Source organism: Streptomyces sp. NBC_00162, from assembly GCF_024611995.1.
In the GTDB taxonomy this organism is placed as follows: domain Bacteria; phylum Actinomycetota; class Actinomycetes; order Streptomycetales; family Streptomycetaceae; genus Streptomyces.
Window position 1 is genome coordinate 4802943 of the sequence record NZ_CP102509.1, and the last position, 16280, is coordinate 4819222.

Annotated in this window: 14 protein-coding genes and 1 pseudogene; 11 read left to right on the forward strand and 4 right to left on the reverse strand. The window is 70.7% G+C overall.

Features of this window, described 5'->3' with window-relative positions:
• Positions 1-54 precede the first annotated feature (54 nt).
• Both JIW86_RS22410 and JIW86_RS22415 read right to left on the reverse strand, forming a co-directional pair.
• Positions 55-861 carry a hypothetical protein gene (locus JIW86_RS22410; RefSeq protein WP_257555636.1) on the reverse strand — a complete coding sequence of 269 codons (807 nt, stop codon included), beginning with the start codon at positions 859-861 and terminating at the stop codon, positions 55-57.
• An 8-nt stretch (positions 862-869) separates the two neighbouring features.
• A complete protein-coding gene (locus JIW86_RS22415; RefSeq protein WP_257555637.1) occupies positions 870-2399 on the reverse strand; it encodes a PQQ-binding-like beta-propeller repeat protein in 1530 nt (509 codons plus the stop codon).
• 148 nt (positions 2400-2547) lie between these two features.
• Here JIW86_RS22415 and JIW86_RS22420 point away from each other — a divergent pair, with 148 nt between their 5' ends.
• The gene (locus JIW86_RS22420; protein ID WP_257555638.1) at positions 2548-3765 is read left to right on the forward strand and encodes a serine hydrolase domain-containing protein; all 1218 of its coding nucleotides are present in this window, start codon (positions 2548-2550) and stop codon (positions 3763-3765) included.
• Positions 3766-3842: 77 nt separating this feature from the next.
• Positions 3843-4316 carry a GNAT family N-acetyltransferase gene (locus JIW86_RS22425; protein WP_257555639.1) on the forward strand — a complete coding sequence of 158 codons (474 nt, stop codon included), beginning with the start codon at positions 3843-3845 and terminating at the stop codon, positions 4314-4316.
• Positions 4317-4330: 14 nt separating this feature from the next.
• On the opposite strand, the gene JIW86_RS22430 is transcribed toward JIW86_RS22425, so the two are convergent.
• Positions 4331-6001 (reverse strand): bifunctional 3'-5' exonuclease/DNA polymerase, encoded by a 1671-nt coding sequence (locus JIW86_RS22430; RefSeq protein WP_406366793.1) that lies wholly within the window; start codon positions 5999-6001, stop codon positions 4331-4333.
• Positions 6002-6072: 71 nt separating this feature from the next.
• On the opposite strand from JIW86_RS22430, the gene JIW86_RS22435 reads away from it, so the two are divergent.
• Complete coding sequence (locus JIW86_RS22435; protein ID WP_215141634.1) at positions 6073-7251, forward strand: DUF2786 domain-containing protein; 1179 nt, start codon at positions 6073-6075, stop codon at positions 7249-7251.
• Positions 7252-7386: 135 nt separating this feature from the next.
• On the forward strand, positions 7387-7632 hold the full coding sequence (locus tag JIW86_RS22440) for a DUF397 domain-containing protein (RefSeq protein ID WP_257555640.1): 246 nt from the start codon (positions 7387-7389) through the stop codon (positions 7630-7632).
• A gap of 123 nt (positions 7633-7755) precedes the next feature.
• On the opposite strand, the gene JIW86_RS22445 is transcribed toward JIW86_RS22440, so the two are convergent.
• The gene (locus JIW86_RS22445; protein WP_406366794.1) at positions 7756-8244 is read right to left on the reverse strand and encodes an ATP-binding protein; all 489 of its coding nucleotides are present in this window, start codon (positions 8242-8244) and stop codon (positions 7756-7758) included.
• 348 nt (positions 8245-8592) lie between these two features.
• On the opposite strand from JIW86_RS22445, the gene JIW86_RS22450 reads away from it, so the two are divergent.
• From JIW86_RS22450 to JIW86_RS22480, 7 genes and pseudogenes are all read left to right on the forward strand, one after another.
• On the forward strand, positions 8593-9471 hold the full coding sequence (locus JIW86_RS22450; RefSeq protein WP_257555642.1) for a helix-turn-helix domain-containing protein: 879 nt from the start codon (positions 8593-8595) through the stop codon (positions 9469-9471).
• A gap of 89 nt (positions 9472-9560) precedes the next feature.
• Positions 9561-11018 carry an aldehyde dehydrogenase family protein gene (locus tag JIW86_RS22455; protein ID WP_257555643.1) on the forward strand — a complete coding sequence of 486 codons (1458 nt, stop codon included), beginning with the start codon at positions 9561-9563 and terminating at the stop codon, positions 11016-11018.
• A gap of 41 nt (positions 11019-11059) precedes the next feature.
• Positions 11060-13141 (forward strand): annotated as a pseudogene (mrdA, locus tag JIW86_RS22460) (penicillin-binding protein 2); the annotation flags it as partial.
• A 94-nt stretch (positions 13142-13235) separates the two neighbouring features.
• Positions 13236-13748, forward strand: a complete 513-nt coding sequence (locus JIW86_RS22465; RefSeq protein WP_257555645.1) for a DinB family protein — start codon at positions 13236-13238, stop codon at positions 13746-13748.
• A gap of 24 nt (positions 13749-13772) precedes the next feature.
• Positions 13773-14408 (forward strand): PadR family transcriptional regulator, encoded by a 636-nt coding sequence (locus JIW86_RS22470; RefSeq protein ID WP_257555646.1) that lies wholly within the window; start codon positions 13773-13775, stop codon positions 14406-14408.
• An 80-nt stretch (positions 14409-14488) separates the two neighbouring features.
• Positions 14489-15427, forward strand: coding sequence for an ATP-binding cassette domain-containing protein (locus JIW86_RS22475; RefSeq protein WP_257555647.1), 939 nt, complete (start codon positions 14489-14491; stop codon positions 15425-15427).
• Positions 15424-16227 (forward strand): ABC transporter permease, encoded by an 804-nt coding sequence (locus JIW86_RS22480; RefSeq protein ID WP_257555648.1) that lies wholly within the window; start codon positions 15424-15426, stop codon positions 16225-16227. Before JIW86_RS22475 ends, JIW86_RS22480 begins: the two co-directional genes overlap by 4 nt.
• The last annotated feature ends 53 nt before the right edge of the window (positions 16228-16280 follow it).

The following is a 16280-nucleotide window of genomic DNA, read 5'->3' on the forward strand; positions in this document are numbered from 1 at the left end:
GAGCATGCACCGGCATCGAGCACATCCGGACCGGGGAGTGAACGCCAGCGGCGGTTACAGGGGGGTTTGCTCCTTGGGGTCGCCGGAGAGGCGGACGGTGCTCAGGATGCGCATGACCAGGTCGTCGCCGACCGCGCCGGGGACGCCCGTGCGGCCGTAGAAGTTCCAGGCGACGAAGCCGCCCTTGGAGTTCTTGAAGCCGAAGACGATCGCCTGGCCGTCTCCGGCGCAGCGGTTGGTCTGCTTGACGCCCGCGGAGCGGGCCTTCACGTACGTTCCCTCGACTCCGGACTTCGTGCGGTACTTCACCGGCTTGTCCCAGGTGACCAGGCTCTTGTCCGGCTGGGTGTAGGCGGCGTAGACCCAGGTCGGCGCGTTCTTCTCGGCGATCTCGGCGGTGTCCTTCGCGCCCTCGGCGCCCTTGGTGCCGGCGCCGCCGAGCTTGACGTCCGTGATCCGGCCGTCGCCGTCGGCGTCGATGCTGCACCACTTGGACTTGTAGAAGGCGGGTGCCGTGTGCCCGATGAGGAGCTTGTCCGGGTCCTTGCGGTCCGTGTGGCCGCTGAAGACGCTGGGCGCGAGGACCTCCCAGTCCGGCGGGACGTCGAACGCGGTGCCGTGCTCGGGGTTGACCACGGTCTTCCAGCCCGCGACGAGCGGCTTCGACGGGTCGGACACCGGTGGGGGGCCCTCGTCCTTCTGCCGGACGACCACGACGGCGGTGACGGCGGCGGCGACCGCCACCGCGGTCAGGACACAGATCCCGATGACGGTCCGCCGCCGCCCCTTCGGCGGCTGGGGCTGGGGCTCCTGCGGCCATTGCGGTGGGCCGAATTCGCCTTGCTGGTACTGGTTCTGCATGGTTCCCCCTACTTGCCGAAGGACAGGATCGCGCGGCTCGCGACTCCGGGCTCGGGGCTGGCCACCCTGCCGTTGAGCAGGAACAGCCGTCCTCCCGCCCAGGCGATGCGGACCCCGTGGTCGTAGATGACGCCCTCGGCCCCGGCGGCCGCCGCCGGGCTCTGCAGAAGCGGTTGCGAGGAGCCGTCGGCCGGTGCGAGGGACACGACCGAGCCGGTTTCGCCGCTGCCGGGCCGGACGTAGACGACGATCCTGCCGTCCTCGACGGCGAGCGGCCACACCGTGCGGTCCTTCGGCTGCTCGGCCGTGCGCCACTTCTCCTTGCCCGTGTTCAGGTCGACTGCGACGACCTGACGGGTGTCGTCGATGCCGAGGTCGGGGCCGGTCTTGCCCGCGCCGATGTACAGCGTGTCGGCGTCGGCCACGGCGGCGTAGCACTCCTGGTAGCCGGTCGAGTTGCCCCATCCGTTGCACCGGCCGCTGACCCCGAACCCGGCGTCGCTCTGCGAGCGGACCTTTCCGTCGGGCGTGAACGCGGTGATGTTCCAGGTCTTCTTTTCCTTGTTGTACGCCGCGACCACCAGCGGGTCCATGGAGAGCACCCGGCCGACGTTCCATCCCTTCTCGTACGTGTGGCTCCACTTGGAGCCGCCCGTGGCCGGATCCAGCTCCTCGACCATCGACCGCGCGGACCCGACGGGCTCCTTCGGGGCGAAGCAGTTGCGGAGGCTGATCAGCCGTGAGCCCCCGGCGAACGCGCTCGGGGAGCAGCCGTTCGTGTTCGACGTACCGAAGAGCTTCCTGCCGTCGGTGACCGAGAAGCCGCTCATGACGGCCGACCGGGCGACGGCCACGGTGTCGCCGGCGATGGCCATCTCGAACTCCAGCGAGCTGTCGTAGGAGTTCTCCTGCGGCACCGGTGCCTTCCAGCCCGCCGTGCCGGTGGTGAGGTCGATCTGCTGGAGCTGGGTGCAGTGCGCCGTCGCCGAGTCGCTCTCCTTCACCCCCACGACCAGCTTGCCGGTGGCGGACGGGGCCCGCGGAACCCCGCACAGCGGCGTCTGCAGCGGGAGCTTCCACTTCTCCTGGCCGTCGGCCACCGCATAGCCGGTGACCTCCTTGTACATCGCCTTGACCACGATGTCGCCCACCCGCCAGGGGCCGTACTGCGAGGCTCCCGCCCCGACGACCTCGGTCTGGTTGTCACGCAGCCAGACCCGCGCCTCGCCGGGCTGGATGCCGGCATTGGGGTCGTAGACGCCGGAGCCGACGCCGGAGCCCTTGCCGTCGCCCTGGTCGACCGAGGGTGAACCGGACGGCATGGCCGACTCCTTGCCGTCCTGTGCCGCGGGCTTGCCGCGGTCACCGCCGACCGCGAGGTACACGCCGCCGCCGAGGACGAGCAGTACGCCGGCCAGCACCGCCAGGACGATCGCCGTCCGGCCACTGATCCGGCGGCCCCCGCCGCCACCGGTCCCACTGGGCTGGGGCTGGAAGGGTTCGGGGGGCGGCCCGAAGCCGGCAGGTGTCTGGTTCATGGCACGAGTGTGGCCGATCCGGAAGTCTTTCTAGAATAGATTTTTAGACGACTTGCCCCCGGGCCCCCCGGCCGCCGAGTCGCCCGGGGGAGGGGGCCGGGCTACGTTGGACGGTGGATCCTTCTCTCCACGTGGCAGGAGGCCGGGCATGACGACACGGTGGCGCAGTGCGGTGGTGGGAGCGGCCGCGGCGGGGCTGCTGCTGGTGCCCCTGGGCGTGGGAGCCGGAAACGCGGGGGGCACGGCGGGCCTCGCGCCCGCCGTCGCGGCGGCCGTGACGCCCGCTGCCGAGGACTTTCCCCGGCTGACCCCCGCGGTGGCCGCGCAGCTGGACGAGGCCGTCAAGCAGGTCATGACCGAGGCGAAGGTGCCCGGGGTGATGGTGGCCCTGTCGGCGCCGGGCAAGGGCGAGTACGTACGGTCCTTCGGTGTCGCGGACAAGGCGACGGACGCACCGATGACCACCGACCTCTACATGCGGATCGGCAGCGTGACCAAGACGTTCACCGTGACCGCCCTGCTGCAGCTGGTCGACGAGGGCAAGGTCGGGCTGGACGACCCGATCGGCAAGTACGTGGACGGCGTCCCGAACGGGGACCGGATCACCCTGCGCGAGCTGGCGGGGATGCGGAGCGGGTTGTTCAACTACTCCGAGGACGAAGGCTTCTTCAAGGCCCTGACGAGCGATCCCCGGCGGCCGTTCACCCCGCAGGAGCTGCTCGGGTACTCCTTCAAGCACCCGGTGCTCTTCGAACCGGGCGCGAAGTTCCTCTACTGCAACACCAACCTGATCCTGCTCGGGCTGGTCGTGGAGAAGGTGACCGGGCAGAAGCTCGACGACTACGTCAACCGGGAGGTCGTCGCGGCGGCCGGGCTGAAGCACACCATGTTCCCGGCCGGCGCGGAGTTCCCGAGTCCGCACGCCCACGGCTACACGGACCAGACGGCCTCCGGGAAGACCGAGGACGCCACGAACTGGAACCCCTCCTGGGGCTGGGCGGCCGGAGCGATGAACTCCGACCTCACCGACATGCGGAGCTGGGCGAAGACGCTGGCCACCGGGAGCCTGCTGACCCCCGCCACCCAGGCCGAGCGGCTGAAGGTGACCCCGGCGCTTCCGGGCACGGGCTACGGCCTGGGCATCTTCAACGTCCAGGGCTGGATCGGGCACAACGGCTCCCTGCCCGGCTACGAGGCGCTGGTTGTGTACATGCCGCAGACGCAGGCCACGATGGTGGTGCTGCTCAACACGGACATCGGCTACGAGGGCTCGGAGCCCAGCACGCTGTTCGGTGAGGCGATCACGAAGGTCGTCACCCCGGAGCACGTGTTCTCGCTGCCCGCCCAGCCCGTCTCCGGCAACTGACCCGAGGCGCTGTCCCCCTGTCCGATCCCGCGCGCACAATGGTGCCGGCGCGCGGGAGCGGACTTGAGGAGATGTGGATGAGCGGTCAGGCAACAGGGTCCGGGGTCGCGGTACGCACCGCGGGCGAGGCGGACCTCGAGGTGGCGGCGGAGCTGTTCCGCGGCTACCTGGAGTTCTACGAGGTCGACGTGAAGGACGCGGAGCGGCCGCGCGCCTTCCTGGCGGAGCGCCTCGCGAACGACGAGTCCCAGGTCCTGCTAGCCGAAGTCCCGGGCGCCGGGACGGTGGGATTCGCGCAGGTCTACCGGACGTTCTCCTCGCTCTCCATGCGGCCCGTGTGGGTCCTGGGCGACCTGTACGTCGCCCCCTCCGGCCGCCGCACCGGCGCGGGCCGGGCCCTGCTGCACGAGGTGCTGCGCCGGGCCCGCGAGGCCGGGGTGGCCGGCGTGCAGCTGGAGACCGCGTACGACAACACCGTCGCGCAGGGGCTGTACGAGGCGGAGGGCTTCGTCCGCGAGGGCTTCCACGTCTACTTCCACGAACTGGGCTGAGCGACGCGCAGCGGTCACTTGGCGTCGGCGTAGCACTCCACGACCGCCGTCGTGAACGGGAACCGGACCGGGGTGTCGCCGAAGGCGATCCGGCCGGCCCGGTCACCGGCGGCGCGGATCGCCTCGGCGACGGCCGCGGCCTCCTCGGCCGGGCAGTGCACGATCACCTCGTCGTGCTGGAAGAACACCAGCTCGGCGCGCATCCCGGCCAGGGTCTGCCGCAGGCCCGCGAGCAGCAGCAGGGCCCAGTCGGCGGCGCTGCCCTGTACGACGAAGTTACGGGTGAACCGGCCGCGGGCCCGGGTGTTGGTCGAGGCGTAGCTCGGGGTCCAGGCGTCCTCCCGGTCCTGCGGGATCCCGGCCTCGCCCTCGTCCGGGGTCTCGGCGGGCGGCGGGCAGGTGCGGCCCAGCCAGGTCCGTACGAGCCGGCCCTCCTCGCCCGCCTTCGCCGCGTCGTCCACGTATGCCACGGCCCGCGGGAAGCGGCGGCGCAGTGCGGCCAGGTTCTTCAGGCCGTCCCCGGAGGTCTGCCCGTAGACGGCGCCCAGGACGGCGATCTTGGCCTTGTCGCGGTCGCCGGAGAAGCCCTGCCGGGAGACGGCGGTGTAGAGGTCCGCAAGTTCCCCGGCCACTTCCATGAAGGCGGGGTCGCGGGAGATCGCGGCGAGCACCCGCGGCTCCATCTGGTCGGCGTCGGCCACCACCAGCCGCCAGCCCGGGTCGGCGACGACGGCCCGGCGGATCACCTTGGGGATCTGCAGGGCGCCGCCGCCGTTGGTGACCCAGCGGCCGGTGAGGGTGCCGGCCGGGATGAACTCCGGGCGGAAGCGGCCGTCCCGCACCCAGTCCGCGAGCCAGCTCCAGCCGTGGGCGGTGTAGATCCGGTACAGCTTCTTGTACTCGATCAGCGGCTCGACGGCGGGGTGGTCCAGCTCCTGGATCTCCCAGCGGCGGGTGGACTTGAGTTTGATCCCGGCCTCGGCGAAGGCCTTGATGACGTCGGCGGGCAGATCGGGGCGCACGCGCCGGCCGAAGGCGGCGGAGATCCGGTCGGCCAGCTCGGCGAGGCGGCGGGGCTCGCCGCCGCCCGCGTACCGCTCGCCGAGCAGCTCCGTCAGCAGGGCGCGGTGGACGTCGGCCCGCCAGGGCAGGCCCGCGCGGTTCATCTCGGCGGCGACGAGGAAGGCCGCGGACTCGGCGGCGGTGAGCAGCCGCATGCGGTCGGGATGGGCGGTGGCGCCGATCCGTCTCGCCTGGTCGGCGTGGACGGCGAGCAGGGCGTCGAGGGGTACGGGGGTGGCGGGCCGCGGATCGAAGAGGGAGTCCTGGGCGCCGGGTTCGGCGGCGCGCTGTGGCGGGTCGGGCGGTACGGGGGCGTTGGTGAGCCGGGCCCAGGCGGCGGCGGCCGAGCGGGGCTCGCCGAAGCGGCCCTCGTGGCCGAGGAGCAGCAGCTCGGCGTCCTCGACGTCGTAGCAGCGCTCGACGCGGGCGCCGGCGGCGAGCAGGCGGGGGTACACGGCGGCGGTGGACCGCCAGACCCAGCGGGTGCCGGCCGGTGCGGCGCGGATGGCTTCGGCGGGGTGGCGTACGCGGATCCGGGACCCGGCGCCGGGGTCCACGGGCGCGGCGTGCCACAGCCCCTCGCCGTCCTCGGCGAGTCCCCACCGACCTGCGCTTTCGCTCACGCAGCGAGTGTCCCACCGGGGTCTGACAGCCGCCGGGAAGGGGACACGAAGGACATGCCAAGCTGAGAGGTGTGAGAGACCTTGCCGAGACCGTCGACCGAGCCTTCGCCGCCGCCCTCTACGCCCAGGACGACACCGGGCTGGACACCGGGGCGTCGCTGCTGGTCGCCGAGACCGAGCGGTGGGCCGCTGTCGGCCGGGAGCTGCTGGGGCGCGGGGAGGCGTACGTACGACAGGGCTGGGAGCGGGGCTGGCAGCCGGCCGACGTGCTCCGGCTGGTCCGCCGGGACCTCGAGGAGCGGCACCTGCGGATCACCGGGGACCTGATCGCCGCCGAGGCGCGCCGCTACGCCCGGCTCCCCGAGCGCTGGACCGATGCCGAGGTCTGGTGGGGCGAGGACGGGGCGTACGCCGACCGGCTCGCGCAGCGCGAACGGACGGACCGGTTCACGCTGGCCACCGCCTTCCTGGAGGTGTTCCGGCTGCTGATCCGGCTGCCGTCGATCGAACCGGTGGGCCCCCTGCCCGGCGACCCGGCGGACGCGCTCGTGGAGCACGCGCACATCGAGCCGCGCATGCTGGGCCGGATCCGCGCGCTGCTCGCGAAGGCCGAGGCGACCACCTTCCCCGAGGAGGCGGAGGCGCTCAGCGCCAAGGCCCAGGAGCTGATGGCCCGGCACACCGTGGACGAGGCGCTGCTCGCGGCCGGCGGCAAGGGCCCGGCCCAGGTGCCCGGCGCCTGCCGGATAGGCGTCGAGCCGCCGTACGAGGAGGCCAAGGCGGTGCTGCTCGACGCGGTGGCCACCGCCAACCGCTGCCGGGCGGTGTGGAACAGCGGCTTCGAGTTCTCCACGGTGGTCGGCTTCGAGAGCGACCTGGAGGCGGTGGAGCTGCTGTACACCTCGCTGCTCGTGCAGGGCACGGCGGCGATGACCCGCGCGGAGGCAGCGCAGCGCTCGGGCGGGCGCAAGCGGACGAAGACCTTCAGACAGTCCTTCCTGCTCGCATACGCCAGCAGGCTGGGCCAGCGGCTCGCCGAGACGGCCGAGCACACGGCGAGCGAGGCACCAGGCAACCTGCCGGCCCTGGTCGCCCGGGACGTGGCGGTCACCTCCCGGGCGGAGGAGATGTTCCCGCGGACCACGACGACCCGGCTGCGCGGTGCCACCGACCACGCGGGCTGGGAGGACGGCACGGCGGCCGCGGATGCCGCCCATGTGGCCCGCCGAGGCAAACCGCTACCGCGCTGACCGGGGCTCCGCCCCGGCCGGGACCGCTCTGTGATCAGGGAAGCACCGCGCGTGCACGTGCATCTGCCCATGCATACGCCAATGAACACAGCTATGATCCGGTGCAGTTGACATCTGCACTATCGGGGGCTTCCTGTGGACCACGCGTACAACGGGATGGCAGCTGCAGAACTCGCTTCCTTGTTTCAGCTGACCTGGCAGAAGAGCAGACACAGCAACTCGCAGGGATCCTGCGTGGAGTTCGCGAAACTGCCCGGCGGCGATGTCGCCATGCGCAACTCGCGCTTTCCGGACGGCCCGGCGCTCGTGTACACGCCGGCCGAGATAGAGGCCCTGCTCCTGGGCGTCAAGGACGGCGAGTTCGATCACCTGATCGGCTGACGGAACGGCGCACCCCATCAAGCCATGCACGTGCACTGGCCGGGACTGATCACTGAGATCAGTCCCGGCCAGTTGTCGTGTTCAGGGCGGGTGGTTCCGGCTCGTTCCCCGCTCGCTCCCCGCTCAGTCCTGGAGCAGGAAAAGCGCCCAGACCACCTTGCCGGTCAGCCGGCCCGCGAGCGGGTGCCAGCCCCAGCTGTCGCTGTACGAGTCCACCAGGAACAGCCCGCGCCCGGACTCCAGGTCGCAGTTCTCCTCCGTGCGCTCGGGGGAGAAGGAACCCCCGGGCCGGTCCTCGCTGGGGTCGCGCACCGCGCATACCAGCCGGGTGCTCCACCGCATCAGGTGCAGCCGTACCGCCGGCTCCGCCTCGCCGCCCGCACCCCGCGAATCCTCAGGCAGGGCATGGCGAAGCGCGTTGGTGACGAGCTCGGAGACTACGAGGGCGACATCGTCGAACCGCTCGTCGAGACCCCACTGGGACAGCGTCGACCGGCAGAAGGTGCGTGCTCCGCGCACGGCTTCCAGCCGGGCGGGCAGGGCGCAGGACGCGGACCCGGAGACAGCCGTGGGGTCGACCGGGGGAAGCCCCTGCCGTAACGGCTCGAGCATGGTCGATCCATTCGTCCCCATGCGAGGCACTCCCGGGATTCGCGGACGAAGCGGCGGCCTCGTCCAAAGAGAACTGCGGGGTGGGTCCGGCGCCGGCGCGAACAGCACGCAGGTGCGCGGGGACCATCGTTCCGAATGGGAGAGCCGGATGCAAGGGCAGATGCACGTGCACGCGCCGGACCTGTCCACTCCCGTGACGGTTCTTGCTCATTTCTTCCTACGCATACTTACGGACTTCTTTTCCAGGAGCCTGGATTCCGTTACAGAACGAGTACGGGCCGATGCGTTTTGGTGGCAGACTGCGGGCCCTGGGGTACGGGGGCCCCGCGCGCACGCATGCCAATTGCGATGGGGAGGGCAGTACTAGTGACCGCAGAAGCGAGCGGTTCTGTGGTGCGCCGCATCCTCCTGGGCTCCCAGCTCAGGCGACTCCGAGAATCCCGCGGCATCACCCGTGAGGCGGCCGGCTACTCGATCCGCGCATCCGAATCGAAGATCAGCCGCTTGGAGTTGGGAAGGGTGAGCTTCAAGGCCAGAGACGTGGAGGACCTCCTCACGCTCTACGGAGTCACGGACACCGCCGAGCGCGAGTCCCTGCTGGGACTGGTCCGCGAGGCCAACGCGACGGGCTGGTGGCACAGTTACGGCGACGTGCTGCCCGGCTGGTTCCAGACGTACATCGGTCTGGAGGGCGCGGCCTCGCTCATCCGCATCTATGAAGTCCAGTTCGTCCACGGCCTGTTGCAGACCGAGGCCTACGCCCACGCCGTCGTCAGCCGCGGCATGCCCGGCGCCACCCCCGTCGAGATCGACCGCCGCGTCGCGCTGCGCCTGGAGCGCCAGAAGGTCCTCGTCTCCGAGAACGCGCCGGTCTTCCACGCCGTCCTCGACGAGGCCGCCCTGCGCCGCCCGTACGGCGACCGCGACGTCATGCGCGGTCAGCTGGAGCACCTCATCGAGGTCTCCCAGCGGCCCAACGTGCAGCTCCAGGTGATGCCCTTCTCCTTCGGCGGCCACGCGGGCGAGAGCGGAGCCTTCACCCTGCTGCGCTTCCCCGAGTCCGACCTCCAGGACATCGTCTATCTGGAACAGCTCACCAGTGCCCTCTACCTGGACAAGGACGAGGAAGTGGGGCAGTACGGGCGGGCGATGGAGCGGCTCCAGGCAGACTGCCCCGACGCGGACCGGACCCGGGATCTTCTCCGCGGTCTGCTCCAACTGTCTTGATTCGAACGTACTATGACTCCTGATCAGTGCATGACGACCGATCGGTCTCCGGTGCAGCGCACGGGTGCGCGCTCGCAGTAAGGGATGGCATGTCCATATTCAGCGACCTGGCTCACCAGTACATCGACGGCGAATGGCTGGCCGGTACCGGTTCGTGGGACATCATCGACGTCAACCCGTACAACGGGGAGAAGCTCGCGGCCATCACGGTGGCCACCGTCGAGCAGGTGGACCAGGCCTACCGCGGCGCCGAGCGCGCCCAGCGCGAATGGGCGGCCACCAGCCCTTACACCAGACGCGCGGTCCTGGAGCGCGCCCTGCGGATCACCGAGGAGCGCGAGAAGGAGATCATCGAGGCGATGATCGACGAGCTCGGCGGGACCCATCCCAAGGCCGAGTACGAGGTCCATCTCGCCAAGGAGTTCATCCGCGAGGCGATGCAGCTCGCCGTCCGCCCCGAGGGCCGCATCCTGGCCTCGCCGGTCGAGGGCAAGGAGAACCGGGTCCAGCGCCTCCCGGTCGGCGTGATCACCGTGATCAGCCCCTTCAACTTCCCCTTCCTGGTCACCCTGAAGTCGGTCGCCCCGGCGCTCGCGCTGGGCAACGCGGTGGTGATCAAGCCGAACCAGAACGCGCCCGTGGTCGGCGGCGGGGTCATCGCCAAGATCTTCGAGGACGCGGGACTCCCGGCCGGGCTGCTGAACGTCCTGGTCACCGACATAGCCGAGATCGGCGACGCGCTCCTGACCCACCCCGTCCCCAAGGTCATCTCCTTCGCGGGCTCCGACCGCGTGGGCCGGCACGTCGGGGCGGTCGCCGCCCGCCACTTCAAGCGGACGGTCCTGGAGCTGAGCGGCAACAGCGCACTCGTCGTCCTCGACGACGCCGACCTCGACTACGCGGTGGACGCGGCAGTCTTCAGCCGCTTCGTCTACCAGGGCCAGGTCTGCATGGCCGCCAACCGGATCCTGGTCGACGCCGCCGTCGCGGAGGAGTTCACCGAGAAGTTCACCGCCCGCGTGCGCGGCCTGAAGACGGGCGACCCGCACGAGGCCGACACCCACATCGGCCCGCTGATCAACTCCTTCCAGGCCGACGCCCTGACCGCGCTGGTGGACCAGGCCGTGGAAGCCGGCGCGCAGGCGCTCGTACGGGGTTCTACGCGCGGCAACCTGGTCGAGCCGACCGTACTGGCCGGCCTCCCCGAGGACTCGCCGCTGCTGGGCCAGGAGATCTTCGGCCCGGTGGCGCTGCTGGTGGTCTTCGACGGCGAGGACGAGGCCGTACGGCTGACCAACGCCACCCCCTACGGCCTGAGCGGGGCCGTGCACACGCGGGACGTGGAGCGAGGCGTCCGCTTCGCGCAGCGGATAGAGACGGGGATGATCCACGTCAACGACTCCACGATCGGGGACGAACCGCTGGCCGCCTTCGGCGGCGAGAAGGCCTCTGGCCTGGGCCGTCTCAACGGTGAGGCCACCGTGGAGGCCTTCACCACCCAGAAATGGATCTCGGTTCAGCACGGGCGCAGCCGCTTCCCGTTCTAGACTCAACCGGGCGTACGTGGAGCCGCCCGGGGGAGTGCAAGTTGAGCAACATACCCGAGACCGGCCGGACCCCTCGGGTCCAGAACCGGCTCGTCGTCATCCAGATCGTGGTCTTCTCGCTTCTGCTCACCCTGGGCGGACGGCTCTGGTACCTCCAGATACGCAATGGCGAGGAGTACACGGACGAGGCCAAGAACAACCACGTCCAGCGGGTGGTCCAGCCCGCCGTGCGCGGCTCGATCCTGGACTCGCGCGGGGTGCCGCTCGCCGACAACGCGACCCACCTGGTGGTGTCCGCCAACCGCACCGAGCTGCTGACCATGAAGGACCGCGGCAAGGACGTGCTCACCCGCCTCGCGGGAGTCCTGGGCATGGACCCGCAGGAGGTCGTCGACAAGGTCCGGCTCTGCGACTCCAAGACCCCGCAGCCCTGCTGGAACGGCTCGCCCTACCAGCCGATCCCGGTCAGCGACGAGGCCACCACCGAGCAGGCGCTCCAGATCCACGAGCACGCCGAGGACTTCCCCGGCATCACCGCCGAGCCCACCGCCATGCGCCGCTACGCCGCACCCGACGAGGCCAACACCTCCCAGGTGCTCGGCTACCTCTCGCCGGTCACCGACGAGGAGATCGGCAAGGCGAAGAACTCCGACTCCCCCTACCTGCGCTCCGACCAGGTCGGCCGCTCCGGCCTGGAGCGCACGTACGACAAGGAGCTGCGCGGCAAGGCGGGCATCACCCGCTACGAGGTCGACAACCTCGGCCGGGTCATCGGCCAGGGCGAGACCGACAAGGCGCTGCCCGGCTCGAACGTCGTGACCTCGATCGACTCCCGGGTGCAGGCGGTCGCCGAGAGCGAGCTGAACAACGCGATGATCGAGGCCCGCAAGACGTACGACAAGAACACCCGCAGGAACTACGAGGCGGACTCGGGCGCGGTCGTGGTGATGGAGTCCAAGACCGGCCGCATCGTGGCGATGGCCTCGAACCCGACCTACGACCCGAACGCCTGGGTGGGCGGCATCTCCGGCAAGGACTACGCGGCCCTCACCGACAAGGAGTCGAACTACCCGCTGCTGAACCGGGCGATCCAGGCCCAGGCGGCGCCGGGCTCCATCTTCAAGGTGGTCACCTCGACCGCCGCGGTCAATGCCGGGTACCCGTTCAACAACCGCTACCCCTGCCCCAGCTCGTACTCGGTGGGCAGCCAGACCTTCACCAACTTCGAGTCGCAGGGCCACGGCGACATCACCATCGGCCGGGCCCTGGAAGTCTCCTGCGACACCGTCTACTACGCCATCGCGGACCAGGAGTGGAAGAAGGACGGCGGGATCAACCCGAAGAAGAACCCGGGCGACTGGTTCCTCAAGACCGCCCACGAGTTCGGGCTGGGCAAGCGCACGGGCATCGACCTGCCGAACGAGGTGCCCGGACGGGTCCCCGACCGGAAGTGGAAGCAGGACTTCTTCGAGGCGAACAAGGAAGCCTGGTGCCGGGACGGCAAGAAGAACGGCTCCTTCGCCGAGAAGATCGCCTACGAGAACTGCCGCCAGGGCAACCAGCTGCGTGAGGGCGACGCCATCAACTACTCGATCGGGCAGGGCGACACGCTCGTCACCCCGGTCCAGATGGCCTCCGTCTACGCGGCCATCGCCAACGGCGGCACGCTCCACCAGCCCAGCGTCGGCAAGGCGATCGTCAGCGCCGACGGCACGTCGGTCCAGGAGATCGCGCCGAAGGAGCAGGGCAAGCTGCCGATGGACGCCAAGACCCGCGACAACATCGACGAGGCCCTCGCCGGCGTGGCCACCACGGGCAGCGCCGCCTGGCGCTTCGGCGGCTGGCCGCAGAAGCAGATCCCGATGCACGCCAAGACGGGCACCGCCGAGGTCCAGGGCAAGCAGACCACCTCGTGGTTCGCCTCCTACACCGAGGACTACACGATCATCATGACGATCTCCCAGGGCGGCACCGGCTCGGGCGCCTCGGGACCGGCGGTCCGCAAGATCTACGAGGCGATGTACGGGCTCGACCCGACGGGCAAGCAGGACCTTTCCAAGGCCCTGCTGCCGCAGCCGGCCACCGCCCTTCCGGTGCTCCGGCCGGAAGCCGAGGACGCCCCGAAATGACAGCCCATTGAGGACAGAAGCTGACCGCAAGGCTCCGTAACTTGGTTCTTGTCAGCAGGAAGCACACCGACACCGAAGGCGGCAGATCATGGCTCAGGTTTCCATGGAGATCCCCGGCGACGAGCGCGGCACGCTCCTCGCCTTCGTCGAGGCCCAGCGGGCGGCCCTGCGCGAATCGGCGCTCGGACTGAGCGAGGAGCAGGCCGCGAGCCGTCCCACCGCCAGCGAGCTGTCCCTGTCGGGGCTGCTCAAGCACGCGGCCGAGGTCGAGCTCAACTGGCTGCGGATGGCCCAGCAGCGGCCCAACGAGCGGCAGCGCGCGCGGGAGACCTGGGGCGAGGCCTTCAGCCTGGCCGAGGGCGAGTCCATGCCGTCCGTCCTGGCCTTCTGGGACGGGGTCACGCGGGAGCTGGAGACCTTCATCCTGGCCGTGCCCAGCCTCGACGACGTGTTCCCGCTGCCTCCGGCGCCCTGGTTCCCGAAGGACGCCAAGGTCTCGATGCGCTGGCTGCTCCTGCACCTGGTGGAGGAGTACGCCCGGCACGCGGGCCACGCGGACATCGTCCGCGAGACCCTCGACGGGACCAAGGCCATGGGCTGACCACTGGCTTAGTAGCCTGGCCCCATGTCAGCGATCCGGCTTCTCGTCCTCGGCGCCGTCCGACAGCACGGGCGGGCGCACGGGTACCAGGTGCGCAACGACCTCGAGTTCTGGGGCGCGCACGAGTGGTCCAACGCCAAGCCCGGATCGATCTACCACGCGCTCAAGCAGATGGCGAAGCAGGGAGTCCTGCACGCGCACGAGGTGGCGCCCAGCGCCGCCGGCGGGCCGCCGCGCACCGAGTACGAGGTCACGGACGCGGGGAACGCGGAGTACTTCAAGCTGCTGCGCGAGGCCCTGGCGGCGTACGACCAGAAGACGGACGTGCTGTCCGCGGCGATCGGCTTCATGGTCGATCTGCCGCGGGCCGAGGTGCTGGAACTGCTCGGCGAGCGGCTGTCGAAGCTGGCGGGCTGGCGGTTGGCGGTGACGGAGTACTACACGCCGGAGGCCGGCCCGGGACAGCTGGGGCACATCGGCGAGATCATGCACATGTGGGTCCACTCCGCGGACGCCGAGGCGGAGTGGACGCGGGGCCTGATCGCCCGGATCGAGGGGGGCGCGTACTCCTTCGACGGCGAGGGCGGCGAGCCGTTCGTCGGGGTCCTGGCGGACGGCGAGGAGAACCCGTTCGCGCAGTCCGGCCCTCCCTGTCCGTAATCAAGTTTGACTAGCCCGCTTCGGGGCATTACCTTGCGAGCTGCTATTCAAGTTTGACTAGTGAGGGGTTCGACGCGTTGGTGATCTTCGTTGAAGGTGTCCACAAGCGGTACGGCGACAAGCACGCCCTGGCCGGGCTCGACCTGGAGGTGGCCCGCGGCACGGTCCACGCGGTGCTCGGCCCCAACGGGGCCGGCAAGACCACGGCAGTCCGGATCATGAGCACCCTGCTGCGCCCCGACGAGGGCGTGGTGCGGGTGGCGGGTCACGACGTACGGACCGACGCGGCGGCCGTCCGCTCCCGGATCGGACTGCTCGGCCAGCACGCGGCGCTCGACGAGGAACTGGACGGGCGGCAGAACCTGGAGATGTTCGGCCGCCTGTACCACCTGGGCGCCCGGCGGGCCGGACGGCGGGCGGACGAGCTGCTGGAACGCTTCGGCCTCGCGGACACCGGCCGCAAGGCGGTCAACAAGTACAGCGGCGGAATGCGGCGCCGGCTCGACCTCGCGGCGTCCCTGATCACGGATCCGGAGGTGCTGTTCCTGGACGAGCCGACCACCGGACTCGACCCGCGCGGCCGCGCCGAGGTGTGGAGCGCGGTCCGCTCCCTGGTCGGCGGCGGCACCACCGTCCTGCTGACCACGCAGTACCTGGAGGAGGCCGACCAGCTGGCCGACCGCATCGCGCTGATCGACGCGGGGCGGGTGGCGCGGGAGGGCACGGCGGACGAACTGAAGGCCCTGGTCGGGGCCGACCGGATCGTCGTCGTCCTGCGGGACGCGGCGCGGCTGGCGCAGGCCGCGGCGCTGCTCCCGGACCCGACGGTGGACCCGGACTCCGCGACTCTCAGCTTCCCGGTGAAGGACCGGATGGCGGGCCTGACCCTGACCCTGCGGGCGCTGGAGGACGCGGGCATCGAGGCGGAGGACCTCTCGGTCCGGCGGCCCACGCTGGACGAGGTCTTCCTGCACCTGACGGACCGGACCGGCCGTACGGAGAAGGGGGTGGCGGCATGAGTGCGACGTGGGCGGTCTCGGACTCCTGGACGATGACCCGGCGCGAGCTGGCGCACTGGGCACGGCAGCCGGTGCAGGTGGTCGTCGGACTGGTCTTCCCGGTGATGCTGCTGCTGATGTTCGGCTTCCTGGTGGGCGGCGGCCGGGGGATCGACGGCGAGTACCTCGACTTCCTGGTGCCCGGGATGCTCGCGCTGACCATGGCCTTCGGGCTGGAGTCGACCATGACGGCGGTCACCCGGGACCTGGAGAAGGGGGTGATCGACCGCTTCCGGGCCATGCCGATGTACTCCTCGGCGGTCCTGGTCGGCCGCAGCGTGGCGGACATGATCCAGTCGGCGGTGGGCCTCGTCGTCCTGGCGGGGGTCGGACTGCTGCTCGGCTGGCGCTGGCACGGCTCGGGGGCGGCCGTCCTGGCGGCCTTCGCGTTGCTCCTGCTGCTGCGCTTCGCGATGCTGTGGATCGGGATCCACCTGGGCATGGTCGCGGGCCGGCCGGAGATGGTGCAGGCGGTGCAGATCCTGGTGTGGCCGGTGGGCTTCCTGTCCAACGCCTTCGCCACCCCGGAGTCCATGCCGGGCTGGCTGGGGACGGTGGTCGAGTGGAACCCGATGTCGGCGACGGCGACGGCGGTCCGTGACCTGTTCGGCAGCCCGGCGGCGCCGTCGACGGCGACGGCGACGTCCTCGTCGTCTTGGGCCTTCGAGCACGCCGGCCTGCTGGCCGTGCTCTGGCCGCTCCTGCTGCTGGCGGTCTTCTTCCCGCTGGCGGTGGGCCGCTTCCGGGGGCTGAGCAAGTAGCCGTCCGGGCGGGCTTGCACCTCACGCGGCGTGAGGACCCACAGTGAAGGGCG

Bases quoted from the DNA above. Each gene is read 5' to 3' on its own strand.
- JIW86_RS22410 (WP_257555636.1), bottom strand. From the start codon at position 861: ATGCAGAACCAGTACCAGCAAGGCGAATTCGGCCCACCGCAATGGCCG.
- JIW86_RS22445 (WP_406366794.1), bottom strand. From the start codon at position 8,244: ATGCTCGAGCCGTTACGGCAGGGGCTTCCCCCGGTCGACCCCACGGCT.
- JIW86_RS22450 (WP_257555642.1), top strand. From the start codon at position 8,593: ATGGGGAGGGCAGTACTAGTGACCGCAGAAGCGAGCGGTTCTGTGGTG.
- JIW86_RS22425 (WP_257555639.1), top strand. From the start codon at position 3,843: ATGAGCGGTCAGGCAACAGGGTCCGGGGTCGCGGTACGCACCGCGGGC.
- JIW86_RS22420 (WP_257555638.1), top strand. From the start codon at position 2,548: ATGACGACACGGTGGCGCAGTGCGGTGGTGGGAGCGGCCGCGGCGGGG.
- JIW86_RS22415 (WP_257555637.1), bottom strand. From the start codon at position 2,399: ATGAACCAGACACCTGCCGGCTTCGGGCCGCCCCCCGAACCCTTCCAG.
- JIW86_RS22480 (WP_257555648.1), top strand. From the start codon at position 15,424: ATGAGTGCGACGTGGGCGGTCTCGGACTCCTGGACGATGACCCGGCGC.
- JIW86_RS22455 (WP_257555643.1), top strand. From the start codon at position 9,561: ATGTCCATATTCAGCGACCTGGCTCACCAGTACATCGACGGCGAATGG.
- JIW86_RS22465 (WP_257555645.1), top strand. From the start codon at position 13,236: ATGGCTCAGGTTTCCATGGAGATCCCCGGCGACGAGCGCGGCACGCTC.
- JIW86_RS22470 (WP_257555646.1), top strand. From the start codon at position 13,773: ATGTCAGCGATCCGGCTTCTCGTCCTCGGCGCCGTCCGACAGCACGGG.